Source organism: Enterococcus sp. DIV1304_2, assembly GCF_050555445.1.
In the GTDB taxonomy this organism is placed as follows: domain Bacteria; phylum Bacillota; class Bacilli; order Lactobacillales; family Enterococcaceae; genus Enterococcus_B; species Enterococcus_B pernyi.
The window spans coordinates 25,874-46,551 of sequence record NZ_CP187852.1 but is presented as its reverse complement, the minus strand read 5'-3'; the positions used below and the strand labels follow the sequence as shown (position 1 = coordinate 46,551).

The 20,678-nt window shown below is 34.2% G+C and carries 18 protein-coding genes and 1 pseudogene; 12 read left to right on the top strand and 7 right to left on the bottom strand.

Annotated elements, in window-relative coordinates; translation table 11 throughout:
• Nucleotides 1–156 precede the first annotated feature (156 nt).
• Nucleotides 157–1,164 carry an NAD(P)-dependent oxidoreductase gene (locus IGJ14_RS14345; RefSeq protein ID WP_430608504.1) on the bottom strand — a complete coding sequence of 336 codons (1,008 nt, stop codon included), beginning with the start codon at nucleotides 1,162–1,164 and terminating at the stop codon, nucleotides 157–159.
• Nucleotides 1,165–1,203: 39 nt separating this feature from the next.
• The gene (locus IGJ14_RS14340; protein WP_062806157.1) at nucleotides 1,204–2,232 is read right to left on the bottom strand and encodes an AEC family transporter; all 1,029 of its coding nucleotides are present in this window, start codon (nucleotides 2,230–2,232) and stop codon (nucleotides 1,204–1,206) included.
• Nucleotides 2,233–2,516: 284 nt separating this feature from the next.
• Here IGJ14_RS14340 and IGJ14_RS14335 point away from each other — a divergent pair, with 284 nt between their 5' ends.
• The 8 genes from IGJ14_RS14335 (at nucleotide 2,517) to IGJ14_RS14300 (ending at nucleotide 11,271) form a co-directional block, all read left to right on the top strand.
• Nucleotides 2,517–3,857, top strand: coding sequence for an aminotransferase class III-fold pyridoxal phosphate-dependent enzyme (locus IGJ14_RS14335; protein WP_430608503.1), 1,341 nt, complete (start codon nucleotides 2,517–2,519; stop codon nucleotides 3,855–3,857).
• 17 nt (nucleotides 3,858–3,874) lie between these two features.
• Nucleotides 3,875–4,975, top strand: a complete 1,101-nt coding sequence (ald, locus tag IGJ14_RS14330) for an alanine dehydrogenase (protein ID WP_207114720.1) — start codon at nucleotides 3,875–3,877, stop codon at nucleotides 4,973–4,975.
• A 29-nt stretch (nucleotides 4,976–5,004) separates the two neighbouring features.
• The gene (locus IGJ14_RS14325; RefSeq protein ID WP_430608501.1) at nucleotides 5,005–6,039 is read left to right on the top strand and encodes an NAD(P)H-dependent amine dehydrogenase family protein; all 1,035 of its coding nucleotides are present in this window, start codon (nucleotides 5,005–5,007) and stop codon (nucleotides 6,037–6,039) included.
• Between the two features lie 91 nt (nucleotides 6,040–6,130).
• Entirely contained in the window at nucleotides 6,131–7,003 is an 873-nt protein-coding gene (gene pdxS, locus IGJ14_RS14320; protein WP_430608499.1) for a pyridoxal 5'-phosphate synthase lyase subunit PdxS, read from the top strand.
• A gap of 2 nt (nucleotides 7,004–7,005) precedes the next feature.
• The gene (pdxT, locus tag IGJ14_RS14315; RefSeq protein WP_430608497.1) at nucleotides 7,006–7,593 is read left to right on the top strand and encodes a pyridoxal 5'-phosphate synthase glutaminase subunit PdxT; all 588 of its coding nucleotides are present in this window, start codon (nucleotides 7,006–7,008) and stop codon (nucleotides 7,591–7,593) included.
• A 1,143-nt stretch (nucleotides 7,594–8,736) separates the two neighbouring features.
• Entirely contained in the window at nucleotides 8,737–9,903 is a 1,167-nt protein-coding gene (locus IGJ14_RS14310; protein WP_430608562.1) for a class I SAM-dependent methyltransferase, read from the top strand.
• 276 nt (nucleotides 9,904–10,179) lie between these two features.
• On the top strand, nucleotides 10,180–10,749 hold the full coding sequence (locus IGJ14_RS14305) for a WxL domain-containing protein (protein ID WP_430608561.1): 570 nt from the start codon (nucleotides 10,180–10,182) through the stop codon (nucleotides 10,747–10,749).
• Nucleotides 10,750–10,917: 168 nt separating this feature from the next.
• Entirely contained in the window at nucleotides 10,918–11,271 is a 354-nt protein-coding gene (locus IGJ14_RS14300) for a DUF7006 family protein (protein WP_430608560.1), read from the top strand.
• 353 nt (nucleotides 11,272–11,624) lie between these two features.
• Here IGJ14_RS14300 and IGJ14_RS14295 read toward each other — a convergent pair whose 3' ends face one another.
• Together IGJ14_RS14295 and IGJ14_RS14290 are read right to left on the bottom strand one after the other, a co-directional pair.
• Entirely contained in the window at nucleotides 11,625–11,720 is a 96-nt protein-coding gene (locus IGJ14_RS14295) for a type I toxin-antitoxin system Fst family toxin (RefSeq protein WP_140444174.1), read from the bottom strand.
• Between the two features lie 284 nt (nucleotides 11,721–12,004).
• Nucleotides 12,005–12,586, bottom strand: coding sequence for a recombinase family protein (locus tag IGJ14_RS14290; protein WP_195514589.1), 582 nt, complete (start codon nucleotides 12,584–12,586; stop codon nucleotides 12,005–12,007).
• A 240-nt stretch (nucleotides 12,587–12,826) separates the two neighbouring features.
• On the opposite strand from IGJ14_RS14290, the gene mazE reads away from it, so the two are divergent.
• From mazE to IGJ14_RS14275, 3 genes and pseudogenes are all read left to right on the top strand, one after another.
• Complete coding sequence (gene mazE / locus IGJ14_RS14285; RefSeq protein ID WP_265261978.1) at nucleotides 12,827–13,057, top strand: type II toxin-antitoxin system PemI/MazE family antitoxin; 231 nt, start codon at nucleotides 12,827–12,829, stop codon at nucleotides 13,055–13,057.
• Nucleotides 13,057–13,398, top strand: coding sequence for a type II toxin-antitoxin system PemK/MazF family toxin (locus IGJ14_RS14280; RefSeq protein WP_430608559.1), 342 nt, complete (start codon nucleotides 13,057–13,059; stop codon nucleotides 13,396–13,398). Before mazE ends, IGJ14_RS14280 begins: the two co-directional genes overlap by 1 nt.
• A 715-nt stretch (nucleotides 13,399–14,113) precedes the next feature.
• Nucleotides 14,114–16,779: pseudogene (locus IGJ14_RS14275) on the top strand (HAD-IC family P-type ATPase).
• A gap of 674 nt (nucleotides 16,780–17,453) precedes the next feature.
• On the opposite strand, the gene IGJ14_RS14270 reads toward IGJ14_RS14275, so the two are convergent.
• The 3 genes from IGJ14_RS14270 to IGJ14_RS14260 form a co-directional block, all read right to left on the bottom strand.
• Entirely contained in the window at nucleotides 17,454–17,993 is a 540-nt protein-coding gene (locus IGJ14_RS14270) for a hypothetical protein (RefSeq protein ID WP_265262261.1), read from the bottom strand.
• 1,028 nt (nucleotides 17,994–19,021) lie between these two features.
• Nucleotides 19,022–19,294, bottom strand: a complete 273-nt coding sequence (locus IGJ14_RS14265; protein WP_207116091.1) for a helix-turn-helix domain-containing protein — start codon at nucleotides 19,292–19,294, stop codon at nucleotides 19,022–19,024.
• The gene (locus IGJ14_RS14260; protein ID WP_207116090.1) at nucleotides 19,291–19,650 is read right to left on the bottom strand and encodes a type II toxin-antitoxin system RelE/ParE family toxin; all 360 of its coding nucleotides are present in this window, start codon (nucleotides 19,648–19,650) and stop codon (nucleotides 19,291–19,293) included. The genes IGJ14_RS14265 and IGJ14_RS14260 overlap by 4 nt, the downstream gene beginning before the upstream one ends.
• A 149-nt stretch (nucleotides 19,651–19,799) precedes the next feature.
• Here IGJ14_RS14260 and IGJ14_RS14255 point away from each other — a divergent pair, with 149 nt between their 5' ends.
• Nucleotides 19,800–20,516, top strand: coding sequence for a hypothetical protein (locus tag IGJ14_RS14255; RefSeq protein ID WP_430608557.1), 717 nt, complete (start codon nucleotides 19,800–19,802; stop codon nucleotides 20,514–20,516).
• Nucleotides 20,517–20,678: the final 162 nt, after the last annotated feature.

Below are 20,678 nucleotides of genomic sequence, written 5' to 3'. Positions count from 1 at the left end.
GAAAAGAGGTGATGATATTAGTTAACTCATACCTCCAAAAATAAGCGCGAAAGCCCAAAAATTTGAATGATTTTCGGTTTTCACGCTTATTTATCTGAGCTGGGCAATTCTTTCGCAACTTCAGGGGAGCTGGTTCTTTACTATGGATGTTCGAGTCTAAACGGATAGTGTGTTGGCACAGTCCAATTGATTGAACATTTTATAGAGATTGTCAAAACTTGTTTCGACCATATTCGATACTGCTTCATCAGTGTTAGAACCAATATGTGGTGTAACGATCACTCGCGGATACATATCGATCAGTGCCTTAGCTGTTACATCGATCAATAACGGATCTTCATCAAAATTTTTGTTGAAAATCAGCGCTTCATTAGGCAAGACATCTGTACCAAATCCAGATAGTTTTTTGCTTGTCAACGCATCAAGGATTGCTTGATTATCCTGTAACTCCCCTCTAGCAGTGTTGATCAAAATCGCATCATCCTTCATTTTTTCGATAAAATCTTTATTAATGAAACGTTCATTTTTACCGGGGATGTAAGGAATATGGATACTGACGATATCACTTTCTGCCAGTAAGTCATCAAGCGACTTAAATTCGATGAATGCTTTTGCTTCTTCACTTGGATATAGATCATTACCAATCACCGTTGCGCCTAATCCTTTGAAAAGTTTTGCTTCTGTTAGTCCGATGTTCCCCACGCCAACGATTCCAACTGTACAGTTTCGGACTTCTTTACTGAACATAAAGCGATCAATCGTAAAATTATAAGCAGCTGTTTTATTCGTTGTATGAGTTGTTCTACGTAAAAGCATCATTGCTAAAGTAACAGATAATTCAGCGATTGCATTTGGTGAATAAAATGGTACATACGCGACTTGCATTCCATGATCGTGAGCTGCCATTAAATCAATATGATTTGTCCCCACTGTACGCGTGAGGAGGAACCTGATCCCGAATTGGGCAAAGCGTTCGATATTCATGCGATTTGCTAAACAATTTCCTCGAACGATGATGGCATCCATTCCTTTTGCTTCTGCGTAATTTGTCTCATTTAATAAATCTTCTACTAGTTTCAAGTTGAATCCGTGGACATTCAACTGCTGAAAGAGAGATCTTTCAGCAGGGCGAACACCATAACATACAACATTTAAATTTTTCATAGTATAGTTTCCTTTCGTTAATTAATTATATAATGTGGGTTAATTTCCAATCAAGTTTAAGACGATGATCCAGATAGGGATTAAGACGATCGAGAAGAGTGTAGAAAGTAAAGAGGCGTTAGAGGCAAGTACTGCTTCTTTTTCAAAATTGATGGCATAAGCAACCGCAACTGTTGCAGCTGGAGTAGCCATCATAATGATCATCGTACCTAGACCAACTGAATTCACTGGTAAAATATTCATTGCGTTCAACAGTAAAATTGAAAGTAAAATCACAAGTGGGAAGACAATGACTTTGATGAATGAATAGTACCAAGAGGTGTGACTGCTGAGGGTTTTTCCGAATGGCAGATCGCCTAATGTGATCCCGATTGCCAACCAAGCGAGTGGGGAGGCTAAACTAGAGAGGAACGTCAAAGGTTTAAATAGCCATGGCAACGTCTGATCGATTCTTAAAAAAGCAACAGATTCAGAACTAGACTGAGCAATTTGAGGTAAGCTATCTTGGAAGAGCCAAATAAATAATCCGATAAACGTTGCCAATACGATTGGGTTCAAGATCATTTCTCTAATATTCTTGCGTGCCATTTTCAGTCCGCTCATCTTTAGATAAGCATAAGAGTATAAAAAGATACGATAACCAATGTTAAAAATCGATGCGTACAAAATCCCTTCTGCGCCAAAAACTGCACCGACGACAGGAATACCGAAGAATGTTGTTGACCCGAAAATAGAGAGTACACGCAATGTGTCTTCTTTATTTGGTGCATATCTAAAAAAGAAGAATTTACTTAGAAAAATCAAGAAAACGTGGACTAAGATTCCGAGAATTAAAATGTTGATTCCTTGATTCAATACTTCATCATTCAATTCCTGCATAAACGAATTAAAAGCTAATGCAGGAATTGCGACAGTTAAGACGACCTTAGACAAAGTCTTTCCGACATCTGATGATAAAACCTCACGCTTTCTTAAAAAGTAACCTAATAATATAATAAACAGTGTGGAAGTGATCGCACTGATAATTTCCATGTTGATGACATTGCTTAATGTTTCTGATAGTGACATTTAAATTTTCCTCCTCGATTCTTGTGAATGTTTTAATTTTTTTATTTAATCAGCTGTGCATGTGTACCACTCCTCCTCAATTACATCCTAGAGGTTAGAATCGTTATAAGGTCAATATCTTTACAAATAAAATCACAAAAGTATTTTTTCTTCTATATAAGTGATTTTTTACTTTTTTAATGTAAGCGATTTTATTAAAAGAATAAAAAAAAGATTGACCTTAGAGTTGTTCTACCCTTTAGTCTTAACATGTAAACAGGAAAGCAGATAAAGGAGAGAATAATATGAACAATCGCAAGAAAAAGTATTTTTGGCATCCGATGACGGATACTCGAGCAAGTGAAGAAGAAACAATCGTTATCGAACGTGGAGATGGGAATTTTATCTATGATGATACGGGGAGAAAATTACTCGATGGTGTTGGTGGATTATGGTGTATGAACGTTGGTCATAATCGCCCTGAAATGAACCGAGCAATTGCTGATCAAATGGAAAAATTATCTTACTATCAATTGTTTACGAATATTGCCCATCCCAAGGCATATGACTTGGCAGAAAAAATCATTCAAATGACGCAAGAAGAAGAGATGGCGAAAGTATTCTTTACTTCTGGAGGAAGTGACTCAGTAGATACTGCTTTGAAAATCACCAGACAATATTGGCAAGCAGTAGGTAAGCCAACGAAGAAAGTATTTCTTTCATTGGAAAAAGCCTATCATGGGATGCATTACGGTGGAACGTCGGTAGGAGGCAACCCGATTTACCGGGAATTTATCGGACCTGGTCTGCAAGATTGTGTGCGTGTTTCTTCCCCGCATTTAAAGAAAAATAAATGGAATTGCCAAGATCCAGAAGAATTGACAAAACTCTGTATCGCTGAATTAGTTGATACGATCGAGCAAGTTGGCGCAGATAATATTGCTGCATTTATTGCTGAACCGATCCAAGGTGCTGGAGGCATCATCGTTCCACCAAGTTCTTACTGGCCAGCTTTACGTGAGGTCTGTGACAACCATGATATTTTATTGATTGCAGATGAAGTGGTGACAGGATTTGGCCGTTCGGGTCATCTATTCGGAAGTCGCGGCTGGGGTATCAAGCCAGATGCCATGATTTTAGCAAAAGGCTTGTCTTCCGGTTATGTCCCATTAGGAGCGGCTGTGTTCAACAAGCGAATCGTTGAAGGCATCGAATCAGCAACTAACGGAGCAAATGTTATCATCCATGGTCATACGTATGGTGGACATCCACTAGGCTGCGTGGCTGCATTAGAAGCTTTACGGATCGTTGAAGAAGAAAATTTAGTTATGAATGCGCGTGAAGTTGGTGCTTATTTATTGGAATGTCTAAAAGGACTTGAAGGAAAATACGACTGTATCAGTGATGTTCGTGGAAAAGGCTTGATGATCGCCATCGATTTTGAGAATACAGGGAAATATGATGTGGAACAAACATCAAAGAATGTACAAGCCGTTGCTGATTATGCTATTAATGCAGGTGTCTTGCTACGTGATGAATTACAAACGATTATCATTTCACCATCGTTGACATTCTCAAAAGAAAACGCAGATCAACTATTCGATGCGATCCATATGGGATTTGAGGAGTGGCAAAAGCAACAATAATTTAAAGGAGGATCAATATGACAATCATTGGCGTACCAAAAGAAATCAAAAATTCAGAGAAACGTGTAGGTTTAACACCTGCAGGAGTCAAAGAGTTAGTAACAGCAGGTCATATCGTTTATGTGGAAGAACGTGCAGGGGAAGGCTCAGGCTTTACAGATGAACAATACCGCGAAGCGGGCGCTCAAATCAAAGCGAATCCACAAACAGTCTGGTCGGCAGAAATCGTCGTCAAGGTCAAAGAACCATTAACATCAGAATATCAATACTTTAGAAAAGATTTGATTTTATTTACGTACTTGCATCTAGCCGCAAATCTTGAATTGACTGAAGCATTGATCAAGTCTGGGACAACCGCGATTGCGTATGAAATGGTAACGAAAAACGGAGCATTCCCATTACTCGCACCAATGAGTGAAGTTGCTGGTCGTTTAGGTGGTCTATTAGGTGCGGAGATATTAGCGAAGCAAAGTGGGAAATTGATTTCAGGTGTAACCGGCGTTTCACCGATTCAAGCAGCCATTTTAGGCGGTGGGATCGCTGGTGTGAGTGCGGCGCATTACTTGCACGGATTAGGGGCAGATGTGACGATCTTAGATATCAATGTCGATCGCTTACGTGAACTATCTGAAATGTTCAACGGACAAGTTAAAACCCTCTATTCAAGCCCAGCGAATATTGAAAAAATGGCGTTAACGAGCGATATCGTGATTGGTTCAGTTTTATTGCCAGGTAAAAAAGCACCACATCTTATCACCGAACAATTAGTGAAGCAGATGAAAGAAGGAACAGTCTTGGTTGATATTGCAATTGACCAAGGCGGCTGTTTTGAAACAAGCTATCCAACCACTCATGAAGAACCAACTTTCGTCAAACATGGCGTGATCCATTACTCTGTAGCAAATATGCCAGGATTAGTGCCACAAACATCTACGCTTGCTTTGACGAATGTCACGATGAGATATATCAAAGGACTAGCCTCTCAATCACTGACTGACGTGATCCAAACCTATCCAGAACTGATACCGGGTATCAGCACACTAGACGGTAAATTGACCTGCCTTGAAGTAGGCGAAGTGTTTGAGCGAACAGTTGCTGATGTTCGTGAATTAATTTAAAGATTTTAAAGAAATGTGAGGGAAATGAAATGCACAAAAAGATTCGTATGGTACAAGTCGGCTGTGGAAAAATGTCGAAAGAGATTATCAAATATGCCATGGCAAAAGGAATTGAAATCGTTGGAGCGGTTGACAATCGCCCCGAAGCAATCGGTCAGGATCTAGGGCTATATTTAGGATATGACCAAGCTTTAGGAGTGAAAATCTCTAACGATCCCCACGAAGTATTTCAAAATTGTGATGCAGATGTCGCTTTAGTAACGATTGCTAGTTATATCAAAGACTTCATGCCAAGTTTAGAGATTCCTTTAACCTATGGCGTCAATGTTTTAACGATTAGCGAAGAAGCCTTGTATCCTTGGACGACTTCTGTTGCAGAAACTAACCATCTAGATAAAATCGCAAAAGCCAACAACGTCACAATTTCAGGTACAGGAATGCAAGATATTTACTGGGTATTGTTCCCAGCGTTGATGGCTGCTGGCATGAATGATGTACAAAAAATCAGTGGGGAAGTTAGTTATGATGTCGAACACTATGGGAAAGCGTTAGCGGAAGCGCATGGTGTGGGCTATGATCAAGTAAAATTTGACAAAGAAATTGCCAATGCAACCGATTTGCCTTCCTATTCTTGGATGACGGCAGAAGCGATCTGTGCCAAAATGGATTGGTCGATCAAACGCATTTCTCAAAAGAATGTCCCAATTGTTTTAGATAAAGATATTCCATCGAAAACAATGGAACGTACGATCAAAGCAGGCGAAGCGATCGGCATGTCTGCCGTTGCAACGATTGAAACGGTACAAGGTCCAGTAGTGGAAGTCGGTTGTACTGGGAAAGTCTATCAGACAGGTGAAGGAGATTTATGTACTTGGTCGATCGAAGGAACGCCAAGTATGCAATTTGAAGTGACCAAGCCAGATACACCAAAACATACGTGTGCAACCTTGATCAACCGTATACCAACGGTGGTCAACTCTGCCGCAGGTTATGTCACGATTGATCAATTAAAAGCTGTCCAATATATGACTTATCCTGCACATCTATACGTAGAAAATAAATAATTTGACTTAATAATTTCAGTTCAGAGCCTTCTGTAGAGCAAAAGTATAGAAGGCTCTGTTACATTATTTTATTTAGATAGGAGAAGTTTTAATGACTAACAGATATGAATTAAATAAAAACTTAGCTCAAATGTTAAAAGGTGGGGTCATAATGGATGTATCTAATCCTGAACAAGCAAAAATTGCAGAGGCCTCAGGTGCATGTGCGGTAATGGCTCTTGAACGAATTCCTTCAGATATACGTAAAGCAAGAGGTGTTGCGAGGATGAGTGACCCAAAACTAATTAAAAAAATACAAGATAGTGTTTCAATCCCTGTTATGGCAAAAGTAAGAATTGGGCATAGTGCTGAAGCTTCAATATTAGAAGCTATTGATATCGATTATATCGATGAAAGTGAAGTGCTTTCTCCAGCCGATGACAGATATCATATTGATAAAAAAAATTATTCTGCTCCTTTTGTATGTGGTGCTAAAAATTTAGGAGAAGCTCTGCGAAGGGTTAATGAGGGAGCCTCTATGATAAGGACAAAAGGAGAGCCTGGAACTGGAGATATTATACAAGCTGTACGACATATGCGTACGATTTCTGAAGAGATTAAGCTTTTGTCGAAGAAAACTGAGGAAGAGTTACTTAATGAAGCGTACAGATTATCTGTTCCCTATGAATTATTAACATACGTTAGTAAATATAAAAAATTGCCAGTTGTCAATTTTGCTGCAGGGGGAATTGCTACACCAGCTGATGCTGCTCTTATGATGACTTTGGGTGCAGAGGGTGTTTTTGTCGGATCTGGTATATTTAGTTCCGGAGATCCTGTTAGTCGGGCATGTGCAATTGTAGAAGCAGTAACTCATTACAAAGATGCTGATATATTAGCTGGAATTTCAGAAAATTTGGGTGAAGCAATGGTAGGAATAAATGAGGAAGAAATTAAATTATTAATGGCTAACCGAGGTATATAATTATGAACATTGGTATATTAGCATTGCAAGGAGCATTTATAGAACATGCCCAAATGCTCGATAAGATTGGTGTAGACTATCATTATATTAAAAAGGTTTCTGATATTAATAATATGATATCTGGACTGATTATTCCCGGAGGAGAGAGTACTACAATTAATAAACTAATGGAGAAATCTGGACTTGATATAAAATTAAAAGAATTGATTGAAAAAGGAGTTCCTGTTTTAGCTACGTGTGCGGGTATGATTTTAATCAGTAGAACAATTGATGGGAAAAGTAATAAACCTTTAGGCATACTAGATATTGAAGTTTGTAGAAATGGATTTGGAAGGCAATCATCAAGCTTTGAGCTGAAGAGTGATATCAAACATATCGGTACAGATATTTCTATGGTTTTTGTAAGAGCTCCTTATGTTAGATCTTGCTCAAAAGATATTGAGATATTATCTAGTATAAAAGGGAAATTAGTCGCAGTAAAATATAAAAATATTATTGCTTTGTCTTTTCATCCTGAATTGACAGATGATGTGAGGATACATGAGTACTTTAAGAATCTGATACAGGGAAATGACTATACTTTTAATTGACTCAAATCTTCTATAGGGGATAAGCTTTAGAAATACGTTGTGAATTAAACACCAAATCGCCTTGTTGTCTAAACATATTTTATGTTAGATGAAAATGTAAATTAGAATAAAGAAATTGTTAAATATATCCTTAAAAGTGAAATGATAAAAGAAAGTATTAGTGTAAAGTTAGCTGATTAAACAATTTTTTTAGTATTAGAAGTAAAGATTAATTGTTTTTATTATCTATAATTTCATAGATTATTTCTTTTTCATGTTGTATTTATTAGAAAATTGCTGTTGGCAATAGAGATAAGAATTATTGTTAGCACCTAACTAAATTAAAAAAATTGATTCGCTATATTTTTACTTAGTTAGATAAATTTACAAAAATGAAAGCTATGATTTCGTGTATGATTTTTCCTAAAACAAATGAAATATAGAGGAGTAAATATATTAAAAGGACTTTAGATGAAAATGTATATGATGCTACGTTAAAACGATTAGAATATATTTTCTCTAAGTTCGATCATATAGCAATCGCTTTTTCAGGAGGAAAAGACTCAGGGTTTTATTGGAACTAGCCCACAAGTATTATAAAACTTGTACTCACAAAGTTAGAGTTTCAGTTTATAATTTGGACTACGAGGGAGGCTACGAACATCAAAATGATATTTCTTTAAGTAGATCCGCCGATCCTGGAAGCAAAATCAGATTTTCCTCACCAAATGAGACTACCAATTACCGATAATACAAAAGAACTTCAGTACTATCGTGATAAAATAATCTTATTCTCTAACAAAATCTAAAAGATTATTGAACAATCCATCTTTGAGTGAACTTACAACGGATCATTTAGAAGAAAAACAAACATTCGAAAAAGAATATGAGTTTTATTTGTGGAATTGGTTGAAGGGCGCAATGTGGGCCAAGATTTTTCTGATTTTCTAATTGATATGCTCAATCATTAGTAATCTTAAACAAAAAGAACATTTAAGCTGAGAACGATAAAAAAGATAGTATAAAATTTTTTTAGGTCATTATGTTCCTACTAAAAATTAGTAAGATCTGCTTGACATTAGAGCTATTCTATCCTCTAAACTATCAAAGTAATCTTCTGAATTAAGTCAGTTGCTTAAATTAATTTAGCAAAGGGGAAAATATATGTTAGACAAACAAATATATAGAAAATTATTTTCAGAATCCTTCTCACTTCCTATTGAAATAACCTACTGGGATGGTAGTATTGAGAGATACGGGCAACCATCTAAGGATTATGTATCTTCAATCACTTTTAATGAAGAAATCCCTATTAAAGAAGTAATTAACAATGCTTCGATTACTTTTGGTGAAGCATACATGAATAAAAAAATTGAAGTAGACGGAAATATCCAAGATATCATTGCTGATGCCTATCTTCAACAGAATAGTTTTCTAAGATCAAGTAAATATATGAAGTTTCTACCTAAATTAGCTAGACACACAAAAATACAGAATAAAAAGGATATTGAACATCACTATGATTTAGGAAATGACTTTTATCGCTTATGGCTGGACTCCACAGTGACGTATTCATGCGCATACTTCAAAAACCCTGAAGACTCCCTTGAAACTGCTCAATTGAATAAAATTGAACGTATATTAGATAAATTATTCATAAAAAAAGACAATACCTTACTTGATATCGGATGTGGCTGGGGGACATTGATTATTAAAGCAGCGAAAGAATATCATGTAAAATCAACTGGAGTTACCTTGAGTAAGGAACAATACCATTATGTAAAACAAAGGATAAAAGAAGAAAAATTAGAAGATAGATGTGAAGTGATTTTAGCAGATTATCGTGAACTAAAAGGGGAAAAATTTGATCATATCACAAGTGTAGGAATGATTGAACATGTTGGTAAAGACAGTTTGAATGAATATTTTATGAGTATTGATCAATTATTAGCTGAAAAAGGAACAGCACTCATACATGGTATAAGCAGACAACAAGGAGGAGCAACGAATGCTTGGTTAAACAAATACATCTTCCCCGGAGGATATGTTCCAGGAATGGTAGAATTGTTTAATACAATCACTACAAATAATCTTCATATAATTGATCTCGAAAGTTTGAGAAGAGATTATCAACTGACATTAGAACATTGGATAAATAATTTTTATAAAGCCAAAAAAGAAGTGATTTTTATGCAGGGAGAAACTTTCTATCGTATGTGGAATCTATATCTACAAGCAAGTGCAGCTGCATTTCAATCAAGTAACATTGATGTGGTGCAATATTTAATAGTGAAACCTGCTAATAACGATATTCCCATGCGCCGTGTATAGTTAATAGAAAGAGATGTCTATAAATATTTATAGACTGAAAAAATTAAATAGATTCTTATTATATTGTTAGAATAAAATATAATAATTCTAGTGGAATATGTAAAAAGAAGCTTTAGTCGCTAATTCAGATTTTTTATGTTAACTTATGTAAATTAGATTGTTCATCGAAAATATTTTTGATGATATGGCTCCTTAGAAAAACCGGATATACGAGCGATTTATGAAGAAATTCAGGATATCGAACTAGTAAAACCTGTAGATCTTCTAGATCCAGAAGTGGAAATTGAGCCAGAAAATAAACCAGAATTGCCCGAGGATCAAGGCCAACTAAGTATTGATTTTATTTCGTCCTTCGATTTTGGTTTACAAGCTATTTCGGTTCATGATCAAACCTATTATGCGCAACCACAACGTTTACTAAATGAAGATGGAACAGTAAATGAGTTGGAAGAAAGACCAAACTATGTGCAGATCAGTGATCGACGCCCAGAATCTGAGCGCAAGGGTTGGGAATTGGCCGTCACACAAAAAGAACAATTTAAAGGGAAAGAAAATCAAGTATTGAATGGGGCCAGTCTAAGTCTGTCAAACCAACAAGTTGTTACTGCTCAAGGTGGAACAGCACCCGGACTACAATCTATTCCCTTTGAGCTAATCCCTGGAAATCGCCGTACCTTGTTGAAAGCGCAAGGAAATGAAGGGATAGGTACTTGGATCTATCGGTTTGGTGATGCAGAGACGGCTAAAGAGAGTGTTGCGTTACATGTTCCAAAAGGGGCGAATCCAGAAGCAACTAGTTATTCGACAACATTGACATGGGAATTAAGTGCAGTCCCTGAAAATTAAACTAGAATATCGTTTTCCCTTTGCTGTATGTTTAGTCTCCCTACTAAATTAAGGTTACCCAGGTTATTGAGTAAAAATATTTGTTTAGTTACTTTAGTAAAAACAGTAAATAAATAAGAGGAATTTATCAAAATAATCAGATATGAAAAAGAGAAAGAAGTATATCAGATGAAAATAATCTTGACACAGGATGAATACATACGTCAGTTTCAAGAAAGTATGCCACAAGATAAAAATGAAAACGAAGCACTAAACAAGTACCAAACGCAACAATTCGAGCAACTTCATCAATTAATAAGTACAATTTCACCAGATAATTTTTGGGAAAGTCTCCCTAAGATCCTAGGGATTGATGCCAAACTAACACTAATTGTAGAGTTGATTAGTTATGACTATAACAATTTTCCAATAAAAGAGATCCTTCGGATCGTTGAGACTGACTATCGTACGTACTTCAAGGAGCTTTGCGGGAATGATCCGAGTATAAAAAACAAATATTCGATGATATTTAATGTAGTATAAAAAAGATTATCCCGAAACATGCTTTCGGGATAATCTTTTTGGATTTATATCATTTAGGAAACTGATTTGTTTATCATATTAATTCTTCAAAAAACTGTTTTCAGTTAATCAATCCATTAAATAGATAATATGGTCCACCAGAGTATACCTGGATAATAAAAAGAAAAATTGAGGATAGATTACTATTTGTATGAAGACATTTAAGTTGAGCATTTAAATTATTGATGCTATAATATAAATGCGAAATGAGATAAGCTATACACGAATAGCACAAAAGCCAACCCTATTGCGAGTAGGGTTGGCTTTCTTTATGTTCGTTGCGACTCCGAACATGTGGGTTAGAGACAACTTGCTTAGTTATCGTCTTTCTCGTCTAACCAGTGAGAAACTAGTTCGATGACTAGTCCAACAAAAATTGGTGCGATAACCAATGAGATAAGCTCTTTCACGAAAAACACCCCCAATCAGGGGCAAGTTGCCAAAAAAAGTATAGCATTAAAACTAAGAATGTACAAAAGTAGTTGGCAATCTAAAATAATAAGAAATTTAATAATTATTAACTATTAAGAGATAGCCAAATAAGTAAGTTGCTTATTGATTTAAAACTATATGGTAAGCAATTTCTTGTATATATAATAGAAGTAATTTGTTTATTTTGACTTAAAAGTATGGAAAATCATCATAAAAAATGTTGGAAAATATTTTACCTAATAAAACAACAACTTCTCAGGAGTTAACTGGAAGTTGTTGTTTTTGTTTTATCTATCTTATCAAGATAACGATAAATGGTTGTTCGAGAAACATTCCATCTTTCGGCAATCGTCTTAATAGGCGTACCGTTGTCTACTAGAGTCTTAAGCAATTCCAAATCCTGAGAGGTTAACTTCTCAGGACGACCACCAAACCTTCCTCTTGCACGTGCAGCTTCTCTTCCAGCAGCCGATCTTTCTAAAATCAAATTGCGCTCAAATTCGGCAAAAGCCGCAAACAAATGAAACATAAGTTGTCCCGTAGAGCTAGATTTGTCCATTGTAATATTTTCTTGAAGACTATGAAAACTCACACCACGTTCATTCAAACGATTGACGATCGAAATCAGATCTTCCATATTTCTTCCCAACCGATCCAAACGCCAAACTACGAGAGTATCTCCAGAACGAACAAAATCGATAGCCATTTCCAATCCGGGTCGATTACTTTTTGCTCCACTCATATGATCGGTGAAAATCTTCTCACAACCAAATTTGTTTAAACTATCTTCTTGTAAATCTAAATTTTGTAATCCAGTGGATACTCGAGCATATCCTATTTTCAAAAAAAATCACTCCTAACTAAAATCTATTGTAACATAACTTTATCTATATAGATTAAATGAACATAGATTTTGATATGGGTTTATGAACACTAAAAGTATAGAAAAATTTAAATTTAAGGTAAAAAACTAAAGTGTCCAGAAACGGTTGATTTTATGTACACTGAATGCTTAAATAAATATTTTAAAACTATTGCGTTACTTAGTGTTGTGTATTATCATGACGTAAAAGGAGTGATATCTATGCTTATTACAAAATCTAGATTACAAGGAAGTTCTGTAGTAATTACTCTTCCGTCTAATAATGGTAAAAAACCTTCAGATAACCAAGAATATATCGTTGTATATTCTGATGATGGAACAATTACGTTAGTTCCTAAAATCGATGATCCATTTAGTGGAGGAGAAGAATTTGAGTATTATGAAAAAGATGAATGGGGAGATTTAACTCCTGAAGGGAGAGAAATTTTATAGTGTCAGAAGATAAAAATTACATTCCTAAAAAAGGAGATATTGTTTGGATTGATTTTGATCCTTCAACAGGAAAGGAAAGTCAAAAGAGACGTCCAGGATTAGTTGTTTCTCGATACGAATTTAATCGAAAGACAATGTTTGCGGTAATCTGTCCAATTACTTCTACTATAAAGAACCTACCGACGCGCTATTCTCTGCCTGAAGATTTAGATACAAATGGGCAAGTACTTATTTCTCAATTAAAATCACTTGATTTCAAAGAAAGAAAACTCAAAAAGATAGAAAATTTACCTTTACAAGATATGGCTAAAATTGATCAAGTTATTCAGTATATTTTTTAAGCATCGTAAACTTAATTACGATGCTTTTTTATGACAAACAGAATTAAAAAGATTACCATTTAAATAGAAAATTATCAATCTATAAGACGCTGTAAATAGATACTATTAAAAAATAAGAAGGATTAATCTTTATGAAAAGATATTTGGATTAAGAAAATCATAATAAAATCTTAAAAAAATATTTACTTGTATACATTCAAAAAAAGTTTTCTAATTGTTAACTTTCTTTCTGTAGTCTAACAAGTTCATAAAAATTATGATTTTAAATTCATTTAAATATTTTTTCTATTATTTTAGATTTAATTTTATAAAATTTGACTTCCTGCTAGTTATATGTATTTTATATAACAGTTAGTTTGTTTTATTTGGAAATCTAAGCAACTCTAGTCTATTTTTATAAAACGTAATATTGTGTCTTTATGTCGTTATTATATTCTACCTTTTTAAGAAATTATTCGCAGAGATAAAATAGTAAATTTCTTATTTAGAATGTCATGTGAATTTGACAATTTAAAATCTCTTTGATAACATTGTGATTCAAATTGAATGTGGAGGTGTGATAATATTGTCAGATAGTTCGGACGAAAGTGATTCGGCGTTTTTTCTTATAGTTCCTTATTATTTAAAAGAATAGTTTTATATTAGCGCGTTACCATGTGAAAGGGTAAGGTGCCTATTTGTATATAAAAAATTCGATGAATATGAGGAGTATTAAATGTATAATTTTGACTATCTATTAACAGTATCCGAAATCCAAAAAAAATATGGACTAGATAATTTAGAACAAGGGTTAGATAAGGGAATTGCAGCCCAGCGATTAAAAGAAAACGGTCCAAATAAATTAAAAAATAAAAAAACGCCTAAATGGAAATTACTAATTAGGCAGTTTAATAACATAATTATATATATATTAATTTTTTCAGCATTATTGACTTTCTTAATGGGGCATTATTCAGATGCTGTAATTATTGGGTTAGTTGTTGTTATTAATGCATTGATAGGGTATTACCAAGAATCTAATGCATCAGATGCATTAGAAAGAATTAAGGAAATGCTGTCTTCTGAAACCACAGTTTATAGAGATGGAAATAGAATAGATATACCCGCTGAGGAACTAGTCATTGGGGATGTTGTTTTCTTAGAAGCTGGCGATAACATACCAGCAGACTTAAGAATTGTTGATACTGATAACCTAAGAATTCAAGAGTCTGCCTTGACTGGCGAAGCAGATTCAGTTGAAAAAATATCAGAAGCGTTATTGAATGAAAAAACACCGTTAGCTGAGCGTTTGAACATAGCATATGCTTCGACTTCAGTAACCAATGGAAGTGGTTTAGGTGTGGTTATTGCGACTGGCGACAATACGGAGATAGGTAAAATTTCAAAGGAAGTGAATGATGTAAGTGAGAGAAAAACTCCTTTGATGCAAGAAATTGATGGGCTAGGTAAAGGGATTACCTATGTGATAATGGGCGTAGCTGTCTTTCTCTTTGTATTCAGTCTGTTTTTTGAAACATATTCATTATCAGTTTTATCTTTAGCGGTAGTTACAATGATCGTAGGATCTATTCCAGAAGGTTTACCAGCTACGACATCTGTTGTTTTAGCGAAGGGTGTTAGTGATATGGCGAAAAACAAGCATACGATAGTCAAGACTTTACCTGCAGTAGAAACACTTGGATCTGTAGATGTAATTGCTACCGACAAAACAGGAACCCTAACTAAAAATGAAATGACTGTGACAGATATTTTAATCGATGAGAGTCATTACCAAGTTTCTGGAAATGGATATGAACCTGAAGGGAATATTATGGATAATGGTTCACCAGCAGAATTAACCCCACGTTTAAAACTATTTTTGGAAGCGGGATTCGAGGCCAACGATACTGTATTAACTCATAATGATGGTATTTGGGAGATTAACGGAGAACCAACAGACGGATCATTTTTAACCTTGTATCACAAAATATTCCCGTACAACCAACATCCTGATTTCAAAGAACTTGACATGTTGCCTTTTGATTCTGATTACCGTTATATAGCAAAATTAGTAGAAAATAAAAAAGGAGAGCATCTTCTCTTCATCAAAGGTTCTCCAGATAAATTATTTCCTATGTCTCAATCAATAGATGAGGATTTTCCATTAGAAAAATGGAACCATCTTGTCCAAGACTTATCTAAACAAGGCAAACGAGTAGTCGCAGTTGGATATAAGAAAGTCCCATCTAGTATAGATGAAGTAACACATGATTTATTGTTTGAGGGGATTCATCTCATTGGTTTAGCAGGAATAATAGATCCACCTCGTGAAGAAGTCATTGGCTCATTAGCTGAGATGAGAAAAGCAGGTGTTGACGTAAAAATGATTACCGGCGATCATCCATTAACAGCTAAAACCATTGCTGAAAAATTAGGATTAGCATCAGAAATTAATGTTATTACAGGTCCGGAAATCGATGAATTATCACCTGAACAATTGGAAAATATTGTTTTAAATCATCAAGTTTTTGCTCGTACTACACCAAAGAATAAATTAGAAATAGTGGAAGCACTTCAGAAAAATGGAAAAGTAACTGCGATGACAGGAGATGGAGTGAATGATGCGCCTGCATTAAAAAGAGCTGATATTGGTGTAGCAATGGGTATTAAAGGAACAGACGTTGCGAAAGACTCTGCAGATATGATTTTGACAAATGATAATTTTTCAACCATGTCTATTGCTATTCTAGAGGGGCGTAGAATTTACGACAATATCAAAAAGAGTATTTTATTTTTGTTACCCACATCTTTTGCAGAAGGCTTAATTATTGCACTTACTATATTATAATGCAAAGAGAACTACCTTTACAACCAACCCAGTTATTATGGATTAATATGGTTTCGGCTATTACGATTCAATTTGCGTTCATATTTGAACCTGCCGAATCAGGTATTATGAATAGAAAACCAAGAAAAACAGGTGGATCATTATTAAACCGCCATGATATTTTTCAGATGGCATATGTATCAGTGATAATCGCGTTAATTAGTTTATTTTCTTATATGTGGCTAATTATTGAAGGAGCGAATCAAGCAACAGCCAGTACAATGATGGTGAATATCATTGTCATGTGTAAAATTTTCTATTTATTTAATATTAGGACTGCAAAACCAGCTTTTTCAAAAGATTTCTTTTCAAATCCGATGGCGTTTATTATTATTGGAATTATGTTGGTGCTTCAAGTGATTCTTACGTACGTTCCATTCATGCAAGCAGCTTTCCATACAGAAGGACTGACACCTGTAGAATGGGGAGTAACAATTCTTGCCGGACTATGCGTGTTACTGGTTGCTGAATTTGATAAAGGAATTAGAATTTGGAGACAAAATCAATCGAAATAAGTGAAAAATAATAAATAAAAATTTAGCGAATCTCTTAAGTTAGACACAAAGATCTAATTTAAGAGACATCTATAAGAAATTAGAAAATTCACTATGATGAAGTCTATCATGCTGAAATCCTAGGGTATGGATAAGTGGTGGAATCTGTGAATATAGTTCTGCAATAGGATTATCGTTAAATTACGGAATACGTGGAACATAGAAACTAAAATACAAGATAGCGAAATTAAAAAAGCACAAGAAACATTAATGAATTCAATTGAAATAATTTAACCGTTAATCAATCGAAGCAAAAGAAATCTTGCGAATTATTAAGACAGACTATCGGATATACTTCAAGGAACTTTGTGGAAATGATCTGAGTGCAAAAAAACAAATATTCGATGGTATTTAATGTAGTATAAAAATAGGCTTATTAAAAATATTGCCCAGAAAGTATATTTTTTTGTATGCGCACAAAAAGAGTTAGCTTTGATTACGAATTTTTTGTGTATAGTTTTAGAACTTCAGATAAAAAATATGTATATATAATGTGTACGTTGTTAAAAAAAGAGTATTTAGAAAATAGCCATTTTCTAAATACTCTTTTTAAATTTTTTATTTTTGGAAACAATCTAAAAATTAAAAAGCATAACTAGAAAAAAGTAGATTTATAATAAGTGTTTTCTACCAATTTAAACAAAGATCCAGTTTCTTGGGATAGTACCTGAACCGATAGTAATATAATTATTATAAATACCTAAAGACTGACCCGTAGATAGATCTGTCACTCTAAATGTATCATAATATAAATTATTTGTAGGTGGCAGCTTAGCCACGGAAAACTCTCTAGCATTCTCTTTTCTATCTAAATAAACATATCCTCTATTAGAAATATTAAAGTATAATCTGTTATTATTTTCTTTGGATTGTAAAACTCGAATATAAACTCCTCGAGGTGATTTTTCAAAAACGATTTGATCATACCACTGTTCTCTCTGTTTTTGCATTGTTGGATAATACCAACCAGCATATTTTGTCTGATTCAAGTATAGCATAGAGTTAAAATCATTATTTGTATTAACTGACGACATAAGACGTGGAGTATTGATTGGAACATCCATTATAGAGCTTGTATTTTCTGGGAGTATTGCGTCCGCTTGAACTTTTGATCCTAATAATCCTATTGATAAGAAACCTAAAAGACAAACAAGTGAGAAAATTACTTTTTTCATGATAGCGCCTCCTTTTATTATTAAAAAAAGTTGATAATTATGTTTCAAATTTATTGTAGCACAAAATAGATAGCGTTCTCAAAAAATATTTTTAAGTTTTTTTCTATTTTCAGTTTTGATGTAATCAGCTGTAATACTAACTTAGAAAAATTCATTTAGAAGTGTTAATAGTATTTATATAAGATAGTAAAATTTCAGCAAAATAATGATTAAATTTAATATCTATAAAAGTAAAAAGTGCTGAGTAACAATTGGATATCTCTAAGTATCACAAGCAGAGTTCAATAGTGAAGGTTGAATGTATAAAAGTGGTGAATAGAATGAGAAAGTGTCGACCTGCAATAATAGGTAGTAAAAAACATAAAGGCTGTTGCTTAGTTTGTCCCATTATTTCTACAAATAGGAAATTTACAACTTATATTGAAATAAAAAATCCCAAAAAAATAGATGGTAAAGTAGTTACACACCAATTGTGATCAAGTAACTATATGATAAGAAATACTGAAAAATAGAGTAATGTGATATTTTGACGTGGATTGAAGTAGTTGAAGTGATAGGGATGTTTATTTAGCAAAAAGATAGAATTAAATAAAAAAACTTGTTCATACGAGCATTCTAAGGTCAGGTTCGCTGATTGAAACATATCATTGGTCGAACGAAGCGTCGTACCAGCTACGAATAGACATATTTTTAGGGAGGAACGAAGCAAATTAAAGAACAACAAGTAGGCTATACTTTCTAGGGACGTCCATTATATGGGTTAGAACGAAGAACGACTGTATCCATTGACTGTGATTGTGGTGAATTGATTCAACTCAATATTCAAACGAAACAGTACAATTGTAAAAATTGTGGGAATTGTTATCAATTCATTGATCAAGACTTCCAACTACTAAACGAAAAGAATAAGGAGGCACCTTATAGTTAGACAGTTGTCTGGATATTTTTCTGTTTAGAAAAGATCCTCGTTGCAAATACGTAAAATAAGTTTAAAAAAATTCCGTCAGTTTAAACCTGACGGATAGTCGTTATTTAAATTCTACATGCAATTCCTTACCAACTTTTGTAGCAATTTCATATAAAATTTTTATACTTGGATTCATGCTTCCATTCTCTATGCGTGCAATCGTACTCTGGGGTTTCCCAACTTTTTCAGCAAATTCTCGTTGGGAAACCCCTAGTTCGCTTCTTAATTCAGTAACGGCTACTGCAATTTCTAAGCGCTGTTTTTCTGCTTCAAACTCTTGAGCAAAAGTCGGACTTTCCGCTTTTTTCTTTTCAATTAGATCTTTAATGCTCATATTAGTTCTCCCTTCAAATATTTTTCTCTAACACTTTTTGCATGGTTTATTTCTTTTTGTGGGGTCTTTTGAGTTTTCTTAGTAAAACCATGTGTGATAAGAAATTCATTGTCGATTTTTTGAAAATATATTGCTCGTTGAATATTTTTTCCTACTTTAGAACGTAATTCATACAAATCATTATCTAATTTTTTTACCCACTCCATTCTTTGAGCAATGAGCAATCCTTTTTCTTCTGTTATTTCAATTATTGCTAATAACTTAGAAGAATCCTTTTCAGGTATAGAGTTCAAAAAATCTTCAAATTCGCTTGTTCCGTCTTTCCGTTTAACGTAATCAAATTGTGGTTTATCCATACTTTTATGATAGCTTATTCGCTATCGAAAAGCAAACGAATATTCCTTTTAATGAAAATAAAGGGAATTGATGTGTGATAGAATAAATAGAAAGCTATTTGAAGAAAAAATTTATGATGTGTAGATAATATACAAAAGGAGTAAAAGAATTGAAGCGATCAGAGTACAAACAAATGCTGACACTGAAATATTTTTATGAGGAGAAATTGCAAGAAATCAAAAAGAAACATAAGTCCGATCCGGATTTGTTTCATCCGATTGGGAAGGATCGTTATTGTCTATACTGTGAGAAGTATCAAGAAATCCAAGATAAGCTACAGCCTACTGTCAAACAATTAATGCAGTATGAAAAAACACACGAAGTGAAACAACCAGTGATTCAACAGTTAGCCGCAGTTCCCAAAAAGGAAAAGGCGAAGCCAAAAAAAGTGTATCAAGTCTATTCTCTCTTGTTCAAAGATGGTTCAGAATATTTGGTTTATACCTTCGCCCAGGAAACTGGTTGTCGATTATTAGGGAGACAGATTTCAGAATTAAGTAAGGCAGTTCCTATCTCTAAGGAGTATTATTCTTCTATTTATTTAGAACAGGAAGATGGCTCGATTATTTCAGTAGAAGCACGCTTGCAAGAGCATTCGACTAAGAAAAGTTGGTTATTAGCAGAAAAACAGCAAACGAGAATAAAAGCGACAGGAATTTGTTTCAATGAAAAACCTTTTGAATATTTGAAGTATACTAAAGGACAATACAGCTGTTTGATCACTTTTTGCGGGAATACGGCGATTAAAAAAACAAAGAAATTTTCAAAAAATGGGAAAGTAGCTTTTGAAACAGCCCATGGCATGATTGCGTTAGAGTATGGATAAGTCCTTCTGAAGCTCTTTCCAGGCACGTTTATGGTGATTTTATGTACACACTAATAAAATTATTTATTTTTAATTTATAAAATAATATATTTTTATTCTACTATTTTAAATAATAAACTAATTAGTTTATTATTGTTTTGTGAAGACTACCCAAAAAAGTAT

Bases quoted from the DNA above. Each gene is read 5' to 3' on its own strand.
- IGJ14_RS14345 (WP_430608504.1), bottom strand. From the start codon at position 1,164: ATGAAAAATTTAAATGTTGTATGTTATGGTGTTCGCCCTGCTGAAAGA.
- IGJ14_RS14340 (WP_062806157.1), bottom strand. From the start codon at position 2,232: ATGTCACTATCAGAAACATTAAGCAATGTCATCAACATGGAAATTATC.
- IGJ14_RS14335 (WP_430608503.1), top strand. From the start codon at position 2,517: ATGAACAATCGCAAGAAAAAGTATTTTTGGCATCCGATGACGGATACT.
- ald (WP_207114720.1), top strand. From the start codon at position 3,875: ATGACAATCATTGGCGTACCAAAAGAAATCAAAAATTCAGAGAAACGT.
- IGJ14_RS14325 (WP_430608501.1), top strand. From the start codon at position 5,005: ATGCACAAAAAGATTCGTATGGTACAAGTCGGCTGTGGAAAAATGTCG.
- pdxS (WP_430608499.1), top strand. From the start codon at position 6,131: ATGACTAACAGATATGAATTAAATAAAAACTTAGCTCAAATGTTAAAA.
- pdxT (WP_430608497.1), top strand. From the start codon at position 7,006: ATGAACATTGGTATATTAGCATTGCAAGGAGCATTTATAGAACATGCC.
- IGJ14_RS14310 (WP_430608562.1), top strand. From the start codon at position 8,737: ATGTTAGACAAACAAATATATAGAAAATTATTTTCAGAATCCTTCTCA.
- IGJ14_RS14300 (WP_430608560.1), top strand. From the start codon at position 10,918: ATGAAAATAATCTTGACACAGGATGAATACATACGTCAGTTTCAAGAA.
- mazE (WP_265261978.1), top strand. From the start codon at position 12,827: ATGCTTATTACAAAATCTAGATTACAAGGAAGTTCTGTAGTAATTACT.
- IGJ14_RS14270 (WP_265262261.1), bottom strand. From the start codon at position 17,993: ATGAAAAAAGTAATTTTCTCACTTGTTTGTCTTTTAGGTTTCTTATCA.
- IGJ14_RS14265 (WP_207116091.1), bottom strand. From the start codon at position 19,294: ATGAGCATTAAAGATCTAATTGAAAAGAAAAAAGCGGAAAGTCCGACT.
- IGJ14_RS14260 (WP_207116090.1), bottom strand. From the start codon at position 19,650: ATGGATAAACCACAATTTGATTACGTTAAACGGAAAGACGGAACAAGC.